This is a genomic window from Streptococcus sp. 400_SSPC (genome assembly GCF_001072745.1).
GTDB classification, from domain to species: domain Bacteria; phylum Bacillota; class Bacilli; order Lactobacillales; family Streptococcaceae; genus Streptococcus; species Streptococcus xiaochunlingii.
In genome coordinates this window covers 1-15,312 of the sequence record NZ_JVIQ01000018.1, presented here as the reverse complement: position 1 = coordinate 15,312, position 15,312 = coordinate 1, and the positions used below count along the sequence as shown (strand labels likewise).

17 protein-coding genes are annotated in these 15,312 nt (G+C 44.3%); 15 read left to right on the top strand and 2 right to left on the bottom strand.

Translation table 11 applies throughout. The features are described from left to right. The 11 genes from ADH49_RS03850 to ADH49_RS03800 all read left to right on the top strand — a co-directional run bounded on the left by ADH49_RS03850 (position 1) and on the right by ADH49_RS03800 (position 10,005). Positions 1 to 657 (top strand): uracil-DNA glycosylase, encoded by a 657-nt coding sequence (locus tag ADH49_RS03850; protein WP_048689827.1) that lies wholly within the window; start codon positions 1 to 3, stop codon positions 655 to 657. A gap of 20 nt (positions 658 to 677) precedes the next feature. Beyond that, positions 678 to 1,142: an NUDIX hydrolase gene (locus ADH49_RS03845; protein WP_006596439.1), complete on the top strand. Its 465-nt coding sequence runs from the start codon at positions 678 to 680 to the stop codon at positions 1,140 to 1,142. An 11-nt stretch (positions 1,143 to 1,153) separates the two neighbouring features. Next, positions 1,154 to 2,422 (top strand): dihydroorotase, encoded by a 1,269-nt coding sequence (locus ADH49_RS03840; RefSeq protein WP_048689821.1) that lies wholly within the window; start codon positions 1,154 to 1,156, stop codon positions 2,420 to 2,422. A gap of 53 nt (positions 2,423 to 2,475) precedes the next feature. Next, a complete protein-coding gene (locus ADH49_RS03835) occupies positions 2,476 to 3,315 on the top strand; it encodes an SGNH/GDSL hydrolase family protein (protein ID WP_048689817.1) in 840 nt (279 codons plus the stop codon). Next, a complete protein-coding gene (locus tag ADH49_RS03830) occupies positions 3,287 to 3,943 on the top strand; it encodes a YpmS family protein (protein ID WP_048689813.1) in 657 nt (218 codons plus the stop codon). Before ADH49_RS03835 ends, ADH49_RS03830 begins: the two co-directional genes overlap by 29 nt. Positions 3,944 to 4,257: 314 nt before the next feature. Continuing rightward, on the top strand, positions 4,258 to 5,820 hold the full coding sequence (locus ADH49_RS03825) for a 2-isopropylmalate synthase (RefSeq protein WP_048689810.1): 1,563 nt from the start codon (positions 4,258 to 4,260) through the stop codon (positions 5,818 to 5,820). A gap of 11 nt (positions 5,821 to 5,831) precedes the next feature. Beyond that, the gene (gene leuB, locus ADH49_RS03820; RefSeq protein ID WP_048689807.1) at positions 5,832 to 6,869 is read left to right on the top strand and encodes a 3-isopropylmalate dehydrogenase; all 1,038 of its coding nucleotides are present in this window, start codon (positions 5,832 to 5,834) and stop codon (positions 6,867 to 6,869) included. After that, positions 6,866 to 7,135, top strand: a complete 270-nt coding sequence (locus ADH49_RS03815) for a DUF1294 domain-containing protein (RefSeq protein WP_048689804.1) — start codon at positions 6,866 to 6,868, stop codon at positions 7,133 to 7,135. Before leuB ends, ADH49_RS03815 begins: the two co-directional genes overlap by 4 nt. Before the next feature lie 2 nt (positions 7,136 to 7,137). Continuing rightward, positions 7,138 to 8,520, top strand: a complete 1,383-nt coding sequence (leuC, locus tag ADH49_RS03810) for a 3-isopropylmalate dehydratase large subunit (RefSeq protein ID WP_048689801.1) — start codon at positions 7,138 to 7,140, stop codon at positions 8,518 to 8,520. A gap of 11 nt (positions 8,521 to 8,531) precedes the next feature. Continuing rightward, complete coding sequence (gene leuD / locus ADH49_RS03805) at positions 8,532 to 9,122, top strand: 3-isopropylmalate dehydratase small subunit (protein ID WP_048689798.1); 591 nt, start codon at positions 8,532 to 8,534, stop codon at positions 9,120 to 9,122. Positions 9,123 to 9,219: 97 nt separating this feature from the next. Then, positions 9,220 to 10,005 (top strand): L-threonylcarbamoyladenylate synthase, encoded by a 786-nt coding sequence (locus tag ADH49_RS03800; protein ID WP_048689795.1) that lies wholly within the window; start codon positions 9,220 to 9,222, stop codon positions 10,003 to 10,005. Between the two features lie 85 nt (positions 10,006 to 10,090). On the opposite strand, the gene ADH49_RS03795 is transcribed toward ADH49_RS03800, so the two are convergent. Both ADH49_RS03795 and ADH49_RS03790 read right to left on the bottom strand, forming a co-directional pair. Then, on the bottom strand, positions 10,091 to 10,723 hold the full coding sequence (locus ADH49_RS03795) for a DUF421 domain-containing protein (protein ID WP_048689792.1): 633 nt from the start codon (positions 10,721 to 10,723) through the stop codon (positions 10,091 to 10,093). Then, complete coding sequence (locus ADH49_RS03790) at positions 10,720 to 11,172, bottom strand: DUF3290 family protein (protein ID WP_048689788.1); 453 nt, start codon at positions 11,170 to 11,172, stop codon at positions 10,720 to 10,722. The genes ADH49_RS03795 and ADH49_RS03790 overlap by 4 nt, the downstream gene beginning before the upstream one ends. Before the next feature lie 165 nt (positions 11,173 to 11,337). Between ADH49_RS03790 and ADH49_RS03785 the strand changes: the two genes are divergently transcribed. The 4 genes from ADH49_RS03785 to ADH49_RS03770 are packed head-to-tail and all read left to right on the top strand — an operon-like array spanning position 11,338 to position 15,145. Continuing rightward, positions 11,338 to 12,114, top strand: coding sequence for an SDR family NAD(P)-dependent oxidoreductase (locus ADH49_RS03785; protein ID WP_048689915.1), 777 nt, complete (start codon positions 11,338 to 11,340; stop codon positions 12,112 to 12,114). Next, complete coding sequence (locus ADH49_RS03780; RefSeq protein ID WP_048689784.1) at positions 12,111 to 13,253, top strand: glycosyltransferase; 1,143 nt, start codon at positions 12,111 to 12,113, stop codon at positions 13,251 to 13,253. The genes ADH49_RS03785 and ADH49_RS03780 overlap by 4 nt, the downstream gene beginning before the upstream one ends. After that, positions 13,246 to 13,902, top strand: a complete 657-nt coding sequence (locus tag ADH49_RS03775; protein ID WP_048689782.1) for a hypothetical protein — start codon at positions 13,246 to 13,248, stop codon at positions 13,900 to 13,902. Before ADH49_RS03780 ends, ADH49_RS03775 begins: the two co-directional genes overlap by 8 nt. Next, complete coding sequence (locus ADH49_RS03770) at positions 13,862 to 15,145, top strand: glycosyltransferase (protein ID WP_048689778.1); 1,284 nt, start codon at positions 13,862 to 13,864, stop codon at positions 15,143 to 15,145. Before ADH49_RS03775 ends, ADH49_RS03770 begins: the two co-directional genes overlap by 41 nt. Positions 15,146 to 15,312: the final 167 nt, after the last annotated feature.

The following is a 15,312-nucleotide window of genomic DNA, read 5'->3' as shown; positions in this document are numbered from 1 at the left end:
ATGCAGCATTCAAGTTGGCACCAATTGCTTAAGGAGCAGCTTCCAGAGGGCTACTTTAAGCAAATCAATCAATTTTTAGATCAGGTCTATGCATCAGGGACCGTTTATCCGCCTCGTGAAAAGGTATTTCAGGCCTTAAAGACAACGAACCTGGAAGAGGTTAAGGTCGTTATTCTAGGTCAGGATCCCTATCACGGTCCTGGTCAAGCACAGGGGCTCAGCTTCTCTGTACCAGATGACATCCCAGCACCTCCATCCTTGCAAAACATTTTAAAGGAGTTGGCGGAAGATGTAGGGCTTAAGCCTTCCCATGATTTGACGCCTTGGGCAGAGCAAGGGGTTCTCTTACTCAATGCCTGTCTGACAGTGCCTGCTGGCCAAGCCAATGGGCACGCTGGCCTGATTTGGGAAGAGTTTACGGATGCAGTTATTCGCCTAGTCAGCCAAGAGGAGGAGCATGTTGTCTTTATTCTGTGGGGTGCCTATGCTCGGAAGAAGAAGTCTTTGATTGATGCAAGCAAACACTTGATTATTGAAAGTGCCCATCCCAGTCCCTTATCGGCCTATCGCGGTTTCTTTGGCTCCCGTCCTTTTTCAAGGGCTAACGCTTATTTAACGGAGATGGGGCGCGAGCCGATTGATTGGCTGCGAAGTTAGGAAAATAGAAAGAAGAAATAATGCCACAATTAGCTACAATTTGCTATATCGATAATGGAGAAGCGTTTTTGATGCTTCATCGCAATAAAAAGCCCAATGATGTCCATGAAGGCAAGTGGATCGGGGTTGGTGGAAAATTAGAACGCGGGGAAACTCCTCAAGAATGTGCTGCTAGAGAAATTCTTGAAGAAACGGGTCTAGTTGCTAAGCCAGTTCTAAAAGGAATTATCACCTTCCCTGAATTTACTCCCGATCTAGACTGGTACACCTATGTCTTCAAGGTGACAGAGTTTGAAGGGGAACTCATCGAGTGTAACGAGGGGACACTGGAGTGGGTGCCTTATGATCAAGTCTTAAGTAAGCCAACTTGGGAGGGGGACCACACCTTTGTTGAGTGGCTCTTGGAGGATAAACCCTTCTTTTCAGCTATGTTCCGCTATGATGGGGATCGCTTGCTAGAGACCCATGTTGATTTCTATGAATAAAGGAGTAGAAGATGTTAGTCATTAAAAATGGTCGGGTAATGGATCCGAAAACTGGTTTGGACCAAGTATGTGATCTTTTGGTAGATCAGGGGAAAATTGTGGAAATAGGTCCATCTCTTTCTTATGAGGGAGCCCAAGTTATCGATGCGAGTGGCAAGGTGGTAGCGCCAGGTTTGGTGGACATTCACGTTCACTTCCGGGAACCAGGTCAGACCCACAAGGAAGATATTCACACTGGAGCTCTGGCTGCTGCAGCTGGTGGTTTTACCACAGTTGTCATGATGGCCAATACCACTCCAACTATTTCGGATGTCGTGACCTTAAAAGAAGTCTTGGATTCTGCTGCTAAGGAAGCCATCCATGTTAAAACCGTAGCGACGGTTACAAAGAACTTTGATGGTCAGCATCTCACTGACTTTGAAGGTTTGTTACAAGCTGGAGCTGTTGGTTTCTCAGATGATGGGATTCCGTTGCAAAGTACCAAGGTAGTCCGTCAGGCCTTGGAAGAAGCCAAACGTCTGGGGACCTTCATTAGTCTCCATGAAGAAGATCCAGAGTTGAACGGCATTCTGGGACTCAATGAGCACATTGCTCGGGAGCACTTCAAGGTTTGCGGAGCCACTGGTGTGGCAGAATACTCTATGGCAGCGCGTGATGCTATGATTGCTCACGCGACAGGTGGCCACCTCCACATCCAACACCTCTCTAAAGCTGAGAGTGTCAAGGTTGTCGAGTTTGCCCAAGCGATCGGTGCTCCTGTTACAGCAGAAGTAGCTCCTCAGCATTTCTCTAAGACTGAAGACCTCTTGCTGTCTAAGGGAAGCAATGCCAAGATGAATCCGCCTCTTCGTCGGGAAGAGGACCGTCGTGCAGTCATCGAAGGCTTGAAGTCAGGAGTCATTACCGTAATCGCAACGGACCACGCGCCCCATCATGCGGATGAAAAGAACGTAACCGATATCACCAAGGCTCCTTCCGGCATGACAGGATTAGAGACCTCTCTATCGCTTGGTTTGACCTATTTGGTCCATGCAGGAGAGCTCAGCTTGATGGAACTCTTAGAAAAAATGACCTATAATCCCGCTAAATTATATAATTTTGAAGCGGGCTATTTGGAAGTCGGTGGACCAGCAGATATTGTGATTTTTGATCCGGAAGCTGACCGTTTAGTGTCTGATCATTTTGCTTCCAAGGCAGCCAATTCCCCGTTTGTCGGTGAATCCCTCAAGGGACAAGTAGCCTATACCATCTGCCAGGGCAAGATTGTCTACCAAGCCTAAACCTGACTTAAAAATAAGAAAGTCAAATTGAAAACTGGACGAATGAGGAGTATATGAATAGTAGAAAAATACTAGAGATGATCTTGTATTGTTTGGTCACTTTTCTGGTCTGCTTTTTTCTGGTCAATTGGCTCCTTCCTTCGGCAGAACCAGTAATGACCAAACCATCAGCAAGTACTAAAAAGAAGGTAGTCACCTATGTAGCGATTGGCGATTCCTTGACCAAAGGCGTAGGAGATAGCACCAATCAAGGAGGTTTTGTTCCTCTGCTCGCTCAGAGTTTGACCAATGAAACAGATCTTGAATTCAAAGCGATCAACTATGGTGTTTCTGGTAACACGAGCGGTCAAATTTTGTCACGTATGCAGGAGAAAAAGGAGATTCGAAAGGACCTGAAGCAGGCTCAGTTACTGACCATTACTGTCGGGGGCAATGACCTGCGAAAGGCCATCCTTGAGGATACCAGTAACTTAGATCTGGACCGTTTTGAAAAAGCATCGAAGACCTATGAGAAAAATCTCAAACAGATCATCGAATTGGCCCGTAAGGACAACCCTGATCTGCCCATTTTCGTGGTGGGGATCTATAATCCCTTGTATCTCAACTTCCCCGATCTAATGGAATTGCAGACCCTTGTCGATCAGTGGAACCAAAGAACGGAGGAGACCCTCTCTGCCTATCAAGGCGTCTACTTTGTTCCAATCAATGACCTCCTTTATAAGGGCATTGATGGCAAGAGTGGGGTGACAGAATCTGAATTAGGAAAAGAGACTGTAACCAATGATGCCTTGTATGATGAGGATAGTTTCCATCCCAATAATACTGGTTATGAGATCATGAAAGAAGCTGTACTGGAGAAAATACATGCAACTGAGAAAAAATGGTTCGAGTGAGAAGAAGGTTAAGCCAGCAACCACAGGACCTCATTTTAAGGAGAGACGAGAAAAAACGCCGATCAACATCTGGAAATGGCTCTTTCTAGGCTTGGTCAGTTTCTTGCTGGCAACAAGTCTAGTCGTATGGACTCGCTTCTCAACGGTACGAGAGGATGTCCAGCAACTACATACTCCTAGCCAAGGAGGAGATGTCAAGATCGGCAGTATGACCACAACTAGGGCTCAACTAAATGAAACCATCAAGGTCATGCTTAAAAGTTATCACTTGAGTGATTATCAACTGTATGCAGACAACCAACAGATGTTACTAGAGGGGAAGATGGACTTTTTAGGAAAGGAGTACCCGCTCTATATCTATTTCCAGCCAAGTAAGCTAGAGGATGGGAGTATCCTCCTGACCCTCAAGGATTTTTCAGTTGGGACCTTGAAACTTCCTAAGAAGACCGTGATGCAGGCGCTGTCTACAAACAAGGATCTACCTGACTTTGTAAAAATTGATAGCAAAGAAGCGACGATCAAGATCGAGCTTGCTAAGATTAAAAATGATATGGATTTCTATGTCAAGGCCAATACCATTGATCTATACAATGATCAAATCATTTTTGATCTCTACAGGAAAAAATAAGAAGATCAGGCGAAAGTAAGAAAGCGACTTTCGCCTTTATTTTGTTTCTATTCAAAAAATTCAGAATATTGTAGAAAATTCTTGACATTCAATTTTCCCTATGCTAAAATACTAAACAAGACATCAATCAAAGGAGAAAGTCAAACATGAAAACAGCTAAGTTTATTCAATTTGCTTTGTTGTTGAGGTACTCGGGCTAGTGCAAAAGCATTAGTCCTGTTTGGCTTACCAAGCGGGAGTAACAAAACATCTCGCTTAGGTAACTGGCGAGATGTTTTTATTTTATTCACTATGTTTAGAAAAGAGGAGACCCTATGCGTAAAGTTGAATTTTTAGATACCAGTCTTCGGGACGGTGAACAGACTCCAGGAGTCAATTTCTCCATTAAAGAAAAGATTGCCATTGCCAAGCAATTGGAAAAATGGGGCATTTCTGCTATTGAAGCAGGTTTTCCTGCAGCTAGTCCGGATTCCTTCACTGCTGTGCAAGAGATTGCGAAGGTCTTGACCAAGACTGCTGTAACAGGTTTGGCTCGCTCCGTTAAATCCGATATCGATGCTTGCTATGAAGCCTTGAAAGACGCCAAGTATCCGCAAGTTCACGTCTTTATCGCAACGAGTCCGATTCACCGGGAGTTTAAACTCAACAAAACCAAGGAAGAAATTCTTGAGGCCATCAAAGAGCACGTTTCTTATGCGCGTTCTAAGTTTGAAGTTGTTGAATTCTCACCCGAAGATGCGACACGGACGGAATTGGATTTCCTCTTGCAAGTCGTACAGACTGCAGTCGATGCTGGTGCTAGCTACATCAATATTCCTGATACAGTCGGTTTCACGACACCAGCAGAGTACGGAGCTATTTTCAAATACTTGATCGACCATGTCAAGACAGACCGTGAGATTATCTATTCCCCTCATTGCCATGATGATCTGGGAATGGCAGTCGCTAATAGCCTCGCCGCTGTCAAGAATGGAGCTGGTCGTGTCGAAGGAACCATCAATGGCATCGGGGAGAGGGCCGGCAATGCGGCACTTGAAGAAGTAGCGGTCGCTCTTAATATTCGCGAAGACTATTTCCAAGTGGAGAGTCCGATTGTCCTTAATGAAACCATCAACACCTCTGAGTTGGTTTCTCGTTACTCTGGGATTCCAATTCCTAAAAACAAGGCGGTTATTGGTGGCAATGCCTTCTCACATGAGTCTGGGATTCACCAAGATGGCGTCCTTAAAAATCCGCTTACCTATGAGATCATCACGCCTGAGTTGGTGGGGGTCAAGAGCAATAGCCTTCCACTTGGTAAATTGTCAGGGCGCCATGCCTTTGTCGAAAAACTGCATGAGTTGGGACTGGAATTCACAGAAGAAGATATCCAGCCGTTGTTTGCTAAGTTTAAATCTCTGGCAGACAAGAAACACGAGATTACCGATGCTGATATCCGTGCCCTAGTCGCTGGAACAGCAGTGGAAAATCCAGAAGGGTTCCACTTTGATGATCTTCGCCTCACAACCAATGAAGATGAAAGCATCACTGCAACAGTCAGTCTGAAAAATGAAGATGGTGAGATTCTTGAATACCTTGCCAAAGGTCAAGGTTCAGTGGAAGCAATCTTTAACGCTATTGATCAATTCTTCCACCAAGAAGTTCGTCTGACTTCCTACACCATTGATGCGGTGACAGATGGAATTGATGCCCAAGCGCGTGTGCTGGTCACTGTTGAAAACGAAGCGACGGATACCATCTTTAATGCTTCTGGTTTAGACTTTGACGTATTGAAAGCGTCAGCGATTGCCTATATCAATGCCAATACCTTGGTGCAAAAAGAGAATGCTGGAGAGATCGGTCACATTGTATCCTATCGTGATCTACCAGATGCCTAAAGGAGAACACTATGACGAAGAAGATTGTCGCCCTAGCTGGAGACGGAATTGGACCAGAGATCATGGAGGCTGGCCTGTCCGTGCTGAAAGCAGTGGCAGAAAAAACAAATTTCGACTATTCAGTCCAAGCTCATCCATTTGGGGGAGCAGGGATTGATGCGGCTGGTCATCCTCTACCAGCTTCTACTCTAGAAGCTACAAAGGAAGCGGATGCCATTCTCTTAGCGGCTATCGGAAGTCCTCAGTATGACCAAGCACCGATTCGTCCGGAGCAAGGCTTGTTAGCTCTTCGTAAGGAGCTCAACCTTTATGCCAACATTCGTCCGGTCAAAATCTACGATGCCCTCAAGCACCTCTCTCCATTGAAGGAGGAGCGCATCCATGGTGTGGACTTCGTAGTGGTTCGCGAGCTCACCGGAGGGATCTACTTCGGAGAGCATATCTTAGAAGAAAATCAAGCACGGGATATCAACGACTACTCAGTTGAAGAAGTAGAGCGAATCGTGCGGAAGGCTTTTGAGATTGCGCGGAGACGTCGCAAGAAAGTCACTAGCATTGATAAACAAAATGTCCTCGCAACCTCCAAGCTTTGGAGAAAAGTAGCTGATCGAGTGGCTCAAGACTTTCCAGATGTGACCTTGGAGCACCAGTTGGTAGACTCAGCAGCCATGCTCATGATTACCAATCCATCTCGCTTTGATGTCATCGTGACGGAAAACCTCTTTGGTGATATCCTTTCAGATGAGTCCAGTGTCTTGTCTGGCACTCTTGGGGTAATGCCATCGGCTAGCCATTCAGAATCAGGTCCAAGCATGTATGAGCCAATTCATGGATCGGCTCCAGATATTGCGGGTCAAGGCGTGGCGAATCCAGTCTCGATGATCCTCTCTGTTGCCATGACGATGCGAGAAAGTTTTGATCGAGAAGAAGATGCTAGCCGCATTGAAAAAGCGGTCGAAGCGACTCTTGCTGCAGGGATCTTTACGAGAGACCTAGGAGGCAGTGCTTCGACAAAAGAAATGACAGAAGAGATTATAAAACGCTTATGAGTGTAAAAGGAATGATTACTGGCTTGATCCTTCTATGGAATCTCTTCGTAGGGATTCTCTACGGAGTTGATAAGGAAAAGGCCAAAAGAAATACTTGGCGGATACCAGAAAAGACCTTGCTCTTTTATGCTTTTGCAGTTGGAGGGCTAGGAGCCTGGATAGGAGGGCTACTCTTTCATCACAAGACACAGAAGTGGTATTTTAAGGTCACCTGGCTCTTAGGAACCCTTCTCACACTTTACACACTCTACGCTTTATGGAGGTAAGGATGGCAGGAAAATCAATTTTTGATAAAATCTGGGAACGGCATGTAGTGACCGGTGAGGAAGGCCAGCCCCAACTCATGTATGTGGACCAACACTATATCCACGAGGTGACCAGTCCCCAGGCTTTTCAAGGGCTTAGAGACACTGGTAGAAGGGTTCGGAGACCAGATTTAACCTTTGGAACCTTTGATCACAATGTCCCGACTGTTAACATTTATGATATCCGGGATGTGATTTCCAAGGCTCAGATTGATAAATTAGCTGAAAATGTCAAGGACTTTGGGATCGATCATGCAGGTCATGGTTCAGAAAAACAGGGAATTGTCCATATGGTTGGTCCTGAAACAGGACGTACCCAGCCTGGAAAGTTCATTGTCTGTGGAGACAGCCATACGGCGACCCATGGAGCTTTCGGCGCCATTGCCTTTGGAATTGGGACCAGTGAGGTGGAGCATGTCTTTGCGACTCAGACCATCTGGCAGGTCAAACCGAAGAAGCTCTTGGTCGAGTTTACTGGAAAGCCTCAGAAGGGGATTTATGCCAAGGACTATATTTTGGCCTTGATTGCTCTTTATGGCGTAGCCTGTGGGGTTGGCCATGTGGTCGAGTATAGAGGGGAAACAATCGATAGCCTCACCATGGAAGAGCGGATGACCATCTGCAATATGTCCATTGAATTCGGCTCTAAGATGGGGATTATGAATCCAGATGAGACGACTTTTGACTATCTCCGTGGTCGTGAATGTGTGCCAAAAGATTTTGAAGCTGCAGTAGCCGATTGGCAGTCCCTGGTCAGTGACAACGATGCGACATATGATAGAGTCATCACCATCGATGTATCCCAGTTAGCACCCATGGTGACCTGGGGGACCAACCCTTCTATGGGAGTCGACGTGGAAACAGCCTTTCCAGAAATTCGGGATATGAATGATGAACGGGCCTATGCCTACATGGATCTCCAACCAGGTCAAAAGGCTTCAGACATCGAGTTGGGCTATATCTTTATCGGATCTTGTACCAATGCCAGACTCAGCGATTTGCAGCTGGCTGCCCGTTTCGTAGAAGGGAAGAAAATTGCCCCTAATTTAACCGCCATCGTAGTTCCAGGTTCCCGTCCTGTCAAACGAGCAGCGGAAAAAATGGGTTTGGATAAGATCTTTCTGGATGCTGGCTTTGAATGGCGTGATCCAGGATGCTCTATGTGTCTCGGGATGAATCCAGACAAGGTGCCGGATGGCGTCCACTGTGCCTCTACTAGCAACCGAAACTTTGAAGACCGCCAAGGATTTGGGGCTAAGACCCATCTCTGTAGCCCAGCAATGGCCGCTGCAGCAGCAATAGCCGGTCGCTTTGTCGATGTGCGCCAAATGCCAGAAGTTGAGTAAAAGGAGGAATCATGGAGAAATTTACCATTTATACGGGAACTACGGTTCCTTTGATGAACGATAATATCGATACCGACCAAATCCTCCCCAAGCAATTTTTAAAGCTGATTGATAAAAAAGGCTTTGGTAAATACCTCATGTACGCTTGGCGCTACTTGGATGATCAATACACCGAGGATACAGAATTTATCTTTAACAAACCAGAATACAGCAAGGCAACCATCTTGATTACTGGCGACAATTTTGGGGCTGGTTCTTCTCGGGAGCACGCAGCCTGGGCTTTAGCTGATTATGGCTTTAAAGTCGTTATCGCCGGCTCTTTTGGAGATATCCATTACAATAATGAACTCAATAATGGGATGCTACCAATAGTCCAGCCTTTAGAGGTTCGTCAAAAGCTGGCAAGATTGAAGCCGACAGATGAGGTAACGGTGGATTTGGAAGAGCAGAAGATCATCTCGCCTGTTGGAGAATTTAGCTTTGAGATCGATGGGGATTGGAAGAACAAATTACTCAACGGTCTAGATGATATTGGGATTACCCTCCAATACGAGGACTTGATTGCTGCTTATGAGAAGAATCGGCCCGCCTATTGGCAATAAAAATTGTATAGTTAATTAAGAATTTTCAGAAAATACATTGAAGCTTTTTGGGAATTTTGATAGAATAGAAAAAAAGAAATAGAAGAGGACGAAATTTATGACAAAACACATTCAATGGGACGGAACACTTTCACAAGAAGGATTTGACATTTTGAAAGGAGAGGGGGGGTGTATTGTCTGCCCTACTAAGGTGGGTTACATCATCATGACCAGCGACAAGGCTGGCTTGGAACGGAAGTTCGAAGCCAAAGAACGCAACCGCAACAAACCAGGTGTTGTTCTTTGTGGAAGCATGGATGAACTCCGCACCCTTGCTCAATTGAATCCTGAAATCGAAGCCTTCTACCAAAAACATTGGGATGAAGATATCTTGCTTGGTTGTATCCTTCCTTGGCGCGAAGATGTCTATTCAAAATTACAAGCCTTCGGAGATGGACGTGAGGAACTCATGACAGATGTGCGTGGAACCAGCTGTTTTGTCATTAAATTTGGTAAAGCTGGTGAGCAAATCGCCAAAGAAATGTGGGAAAAGGAAGGCAAGATGGTTTACGCATCATCTGCTAACCCATCTGGTAAAGGAAACCGAGGTAAGGTCGAAGGAATCGGTGAGCGAATCGAAGGTGCTGTGGACTTGGTCATCGAAGCCGATGATTATGTAGCCTCTATCCAACCAGACAAGACCATTGAAACGCGTTATGAACAAGGAGTGATGGTTTCGATGGTCGATGCGGAAGGTAAGCTGATCCCAGAACAAGGAGCAGGTAGCCGTTCTGTCAATACTTGTCCAGTTGTGATTCGTAAGGGATTGGATATCGATAAGATCATGATGCACTTATCCGATCATTTCAACTCTTGGAACTACCGCCAAGGGGAGTACTATTAAAAGATAGATGTATTAAAAAGGTCGTTACTTACAGTAACGACCTTTTTGCGTTTTTTTATTATTTACTAATAGCTGACTTCCAATCTTAGTAAGTCACTACATTAATCTCGCCCTTATCGTACTCAGCGATAAAGATGTCATCAACAGTTTCGAATCCTTTTTTATTGAGTTCGGCCATGAGCCATTCTTCAGTTTTACCAATGGTCTCTAAGATCTCTACTTGGACCACACCATCTGTAATGATTGGGTATTTGGGATTTTCATCTCCCATTCGAACGATTATGAGTTGGCCATTTTGTTCGATGACGGCTCTTTTGACTTCTTTCAATTGGAAGACCCCTTGAGAGCGCAACTTAAGAGCGACGTCAGAAGCAGAAAGGCCTTTTGAGCGACAAGCTTCTGGATCTAATTTTCCGTTTTTTATGATAATAGTTGGTTTTCCATCAATCAGATGTTTGATGAAGTAAACATTGGTATTAAGCCATTTGAGTGACAGAATCAAAATCGTCCAGATGATGAGGATGACGATATATTGAAGGATGGTAATCGAGCTATTGTAGATGACCCCGCCGATAATACCCCCGAGAACAAAGTTCTGTATTTGGTCTACTGCAGAACTTGGAGCTAAATTTCCTTTTCCTGTTACGTTAATAACAAAAACAAGAGAAAGAAGCCCCAAGGCCAATTTAATTGCAATTGTAGCAAAAAAGCTTATCATTTTTCAACCTCCACCAGTTCTACATCTGTTTTATATAAGTCCATTTTTTCAAGTAAATAGCTATCTGGGTCTGTTCCGCTAATCGCACGATAGAATTGCTTGTCTACCTTGATAATAGCTCCGTCGGTCGTATCCGAAGTATTGACATAGACATCTTCTTTATCTACACCTAATTCTTTTGAAACAACTTCGATAAAGTGTAGGGAAGAGCGGAATTGATTGTCATTAGACTGATTGTTTTGAAAATTTGAAATGCCAATCAAAACAACGGCTACTAAGATTAAGACAGAAATAATAGACAATTCACGGAACTTACTTCCACGTTTATCCTTATATGCCTTAAAGACAAAAAAAGCAGTTACCAACACTAAGAGAATGGACATAATCACCATAACCCAATTTTGCTGGCTAATCTGACTAAGTACATAGTCGTAGGAATAGAATTTCATAAAAACCCTCTCTTTTGTTAATTCAAGATATTATAAACCATTTCAATCCATACTTCAATAATTTAAAATGAAAATTCTATTTTTTTAAGGTTTGGATTGTACCTTAAAGGTTGGAGAATGGCAGTAGGAGTTTTCTATCTAATCGAAATTTGGTACACTAGTGCTATGAAGATGGAAGATACAATGAAAAAAGCGATCATTTTAGGGGCTACAGGGGGGATTGGCCGTCAGCTAGCGAAAGAATTGGCAAGAAGTCTGGATTATCTGGTCTTAGTAGGACGTGATCCAGACAAACTCTCCCAAGTCCAAGAGGAACTAACTGGGAGCAAGGCGCAGCTGTCAACCGTAATATTAGATATGCTAGATCAAAAGTCTCTAGAAGCTTTTGTAGAGGACCTAGATGCAGATCTTCTTGTCAATTGTGCGGGGGTAGCCTATTTTTCCCTAGGCAGCTATCTAGCTACAGCAAATGAGAAAGATCTCTGGCAAATCAATTACCATGCTCCGGTCAACCTAATCAAGAAGTTAGTGCAGAAAAATCAGAAGATCCAGCTGGTCCAGTTGTCATCTCTGGCCGCTCTTTTTCCTCATCCCTATTTAGCAGCCTACAGTTCCAGCAAGGCTGCCTTGCAGACCTACACTCTTGCTATCCAGGAGGAACTCAGTCAATCAGATTCCCCGGTCCAGCTATGTCTGTACATTCTAGGACCAGTCCAAACAGCTATTTTTCCTCCCGAACTAGTAGAAGCATTGGGAGGCAGTCGCTTGCAGATGAAGCCTGAGAAAGTCGCTCAGCAGTTGATTCGGTTCATAGAAAGAGATACTTCCTATGCTGTTATCGGCCTTCGCTATCGCTTGCTCGTTTCGCTAGGTCGTCTGCTTCCCCAAAGATGGATTATTCGTCTCCTTGCAAGGTATTTACGAAAGGGACTTAATAGATGAAATTTATATTTATATTTTTAAGCGTTGTTTATCTTCTCTTATTTCTCATCCGTTGGTTGCTGTCCCTCATTTATTATAAAAAAGGCCAGTCTCATATTGCGGACTTCCCAGAAGAGCTTTTTACAGTGGTCCAACCTATCCTCTCTGGGGATCCTCGTTTAGCGAATGATTTGCGGGCTAATCTCCAGCAAACAGAATCAGTGGAGTTCTACTGGTTGATCGACCAGTCTGATACAGAAGCCCAGCGAGTAGCAAATCAGATTTGCCAAGATGCTTCCTTTGCCCAACGAATTCGAATCTTTCTCATTGAAGACGTCCCTCAGGGGATTAATCCCAAGAGTTACAAGATTGAGCAGGTTGTAGAGGAGCTGACCCGACCTTATCTGATTGTTTTGGACGATGATAGTGTGATTGATTTTTCTAAAATGGGGGAGCTGACTACCTATCTAGGTCAAGAGGTCATTCTGACAGGTATTCCCTATAACCAAGAAAGAAGTAATTTCTGGTCCAAGCTGGTTGCAGCATTCGTTAATGGCAATTCTTTTATTACCTATTTTACCATGGCAGAAGTTGAGGCAAATCACTCCATCAACGGGATGTTTTATATCCTACCGGTAGAACTTGCAAAAGATCAGGGGCTCTTCACAGCGATTAAGGACTATCTATGTGACGATTTAGCTGTGGCCGATTTTTTAAGGAGTAAAGGAGTATCCATTATCCAAACGCGGGTTACCTGTAATGTTCGAACCACTATCAAGAACGCTAAGCAATACCTGCTCCAGATGAAGCGGTGGCTTCTCTTTAGCTCTATCTATCTCAAAGAACACTTAGACTGGAAGCTGTTTAGCCTCATAGGTTTACCGAGTTTTCTACCTCTTCCAGGTTTGATCTTAAGTCTGTTTTTAGGTTGGCCTTATCTTCTTCTAGCCTTAAGCTTACTGGTATTCAAGGCAGTTTGGATGCTCCTCTATCGACAAAGCATTCTAACCAATCGCTTACACTTGGATGAAGTCACCTACGAAGTGCTGAATGATCTCCTGCTTCCTTGGCTGTTTGTCTATGTTCTAATGACACCTCCTGTGATTCATTGGCGGGGGCGGAAGATTCGAGTGACGGATGGAAAGATTCGTTATGAGTAAGATGAAGTCCTATCTAGACCGTTTGTCTGCTTTGTCTCCTGATCAGACCATGCTAGACTCTGATCGCTTGGTTCTCTTTCTTAGTGGGAGCAGTGATATTACTTGTGCCGGGCTGACAGCTGGGCAACTAGACCTCCTCCATGCAATTTGTCCATCTGGCTATTCAGTGGTAGCCAGTAATTTTCCCTTCAATCAAGATTTTGAACATATAAAGTCTCCACAAGTATCCCTCTTGTCAGCTTCTGCATCCAATATCATCTACTATTGGCATACGATTTTGAACCTTCGTTTCCAAAAGTTGTTACAGGAGCACTTGTCTCCCTTGTTGGAAGCGCAGGAAGTAGTGCTTGTTTGTAAGAGTTCAGGTGTCAATATGCTGACCCAGTGGCTCAGAAGTTTAGGGAATCAGGTCACCCTTCCAAGATTGCGCGTGATAGCGCTTGGCCCGGTTTCCCATCTTCTCTTAAATCAAAAAGAACTAGAGCTACTGGTCATCAAAGGAAAGAAAGATCCTTATTCACGTATTCTGGATCGCCACTCAGCGGATATTCAAGTGGATACGGATCATTATAGCTATGAGTACAGAGAAGATGTGAAAGGAATCATCTATGACTGGATTAGAAAAAGTGATAAAAATCGATGTGATTAGCGTCCCCTTTAGTGGCCATTTGTTTCCAACCTTGACCCTGGTGAAACCCTTGCTGGAGGATCCGCGTTTTCAGATCCGTGTTATTACAGGTTTTCAGAAAAAGGCATTGGTTGAGCAGATTGGTTTTGACTGCCTTGCCTTGTTTCCTGATCGTCCGACAGTAATGGAAGATATAGCCAATACATCAAAGCAAGCAAATCTATTGATCATGTACCAACAATTAATGGCCAATAGCAGACTGGTCCCTGAAGTTTTCGACGAAATAAATCGAATTTGGGACTCTGAGGGAAGCCCTGACTTGGTTATTGCAGATTTTGTAGCAGCTCCTGCTGGAGTTTTAGCAGATCGTTTGGGCATTCCCTGGATTACGACCATTCCAAGTCCAGTAGCGATTGAAAGTCGCACGACAACACCTGCTTATCTAGGTGGCTGGAAACCGCACCAGGGAACCTTCTACAAGTGGAGAGATGCTCTGGGTAGGCGAGTCATCCGTCTGGCAAAGAAAGTTGGAGTTGCGCTGGTTAAGAAGAATCTCGATACCCTAGAGGATTTCAAATTGTACCGTGAAGATGGGACAGAAGCCATCTATTCTCCCTATTCAATCTTAGCTCTGGGCATGAGAGAGTTGGAGTTTCGAGACGATTTTCCATCCCAGCTCAAATGGATTGGTTATCGCTGTTTATCTTTTGATCGGCTTCCTCAAGAGCAGAAGCAGTATTTCACTAGCTCTAAAAAGCGGGTCCTCGTTACCTGTGGGACCCATTTAAAGTGGGAAAAAGAGCGGATGATAGAGTTTGCAAAGCTTTTGAGCCAAGAACATCCTGACTATGTCTTTTACGTAACCTTAGGCGACCCTAATGGTTTGGAGAATCCACCCAAGATGTTGTCGGAGAATCTTTTGATATTTGATTATCTTCCATATTCAGATGTTTTGGAACAGATGGATTTTGCCATTCATCATGCAGGTGCGGGGATCCTGATGGGTTGTATTGATCATGGGATTCCAAGTCTGATATTGCCCCAGGACTATGACCAGTTTGACAATGCGGTTCGGGCTGAGTTATTCCAAATAGGATTGGTCTCTCGTAAAAAGACAGAATCCGAAGTTTTGCGCTTATTTAATGAATTGGTTTCTCGGGAAGATTGGTCGCACTTAAAGGCTCTGGCTCAGACAAGCAAAATCTACCAACCAACAGAGATTCTTTATCAAGAAATAGAGAGACTCTTGAAAGTGACCTTATAGAAGAAGTGGAGAGGGAGACTCCTGTTTGCTTTCTTCCAAAGACCTTCGATTATTGAACATAAAAAAACTAGAGTTTAGACTCTAGTCTCAGATTGTAGACAAAGTCATCTAAAAAACTTTCCTTAGGTGAGTACGGACGTCAGCGAACTTCGAAGAAGTTCCATGAC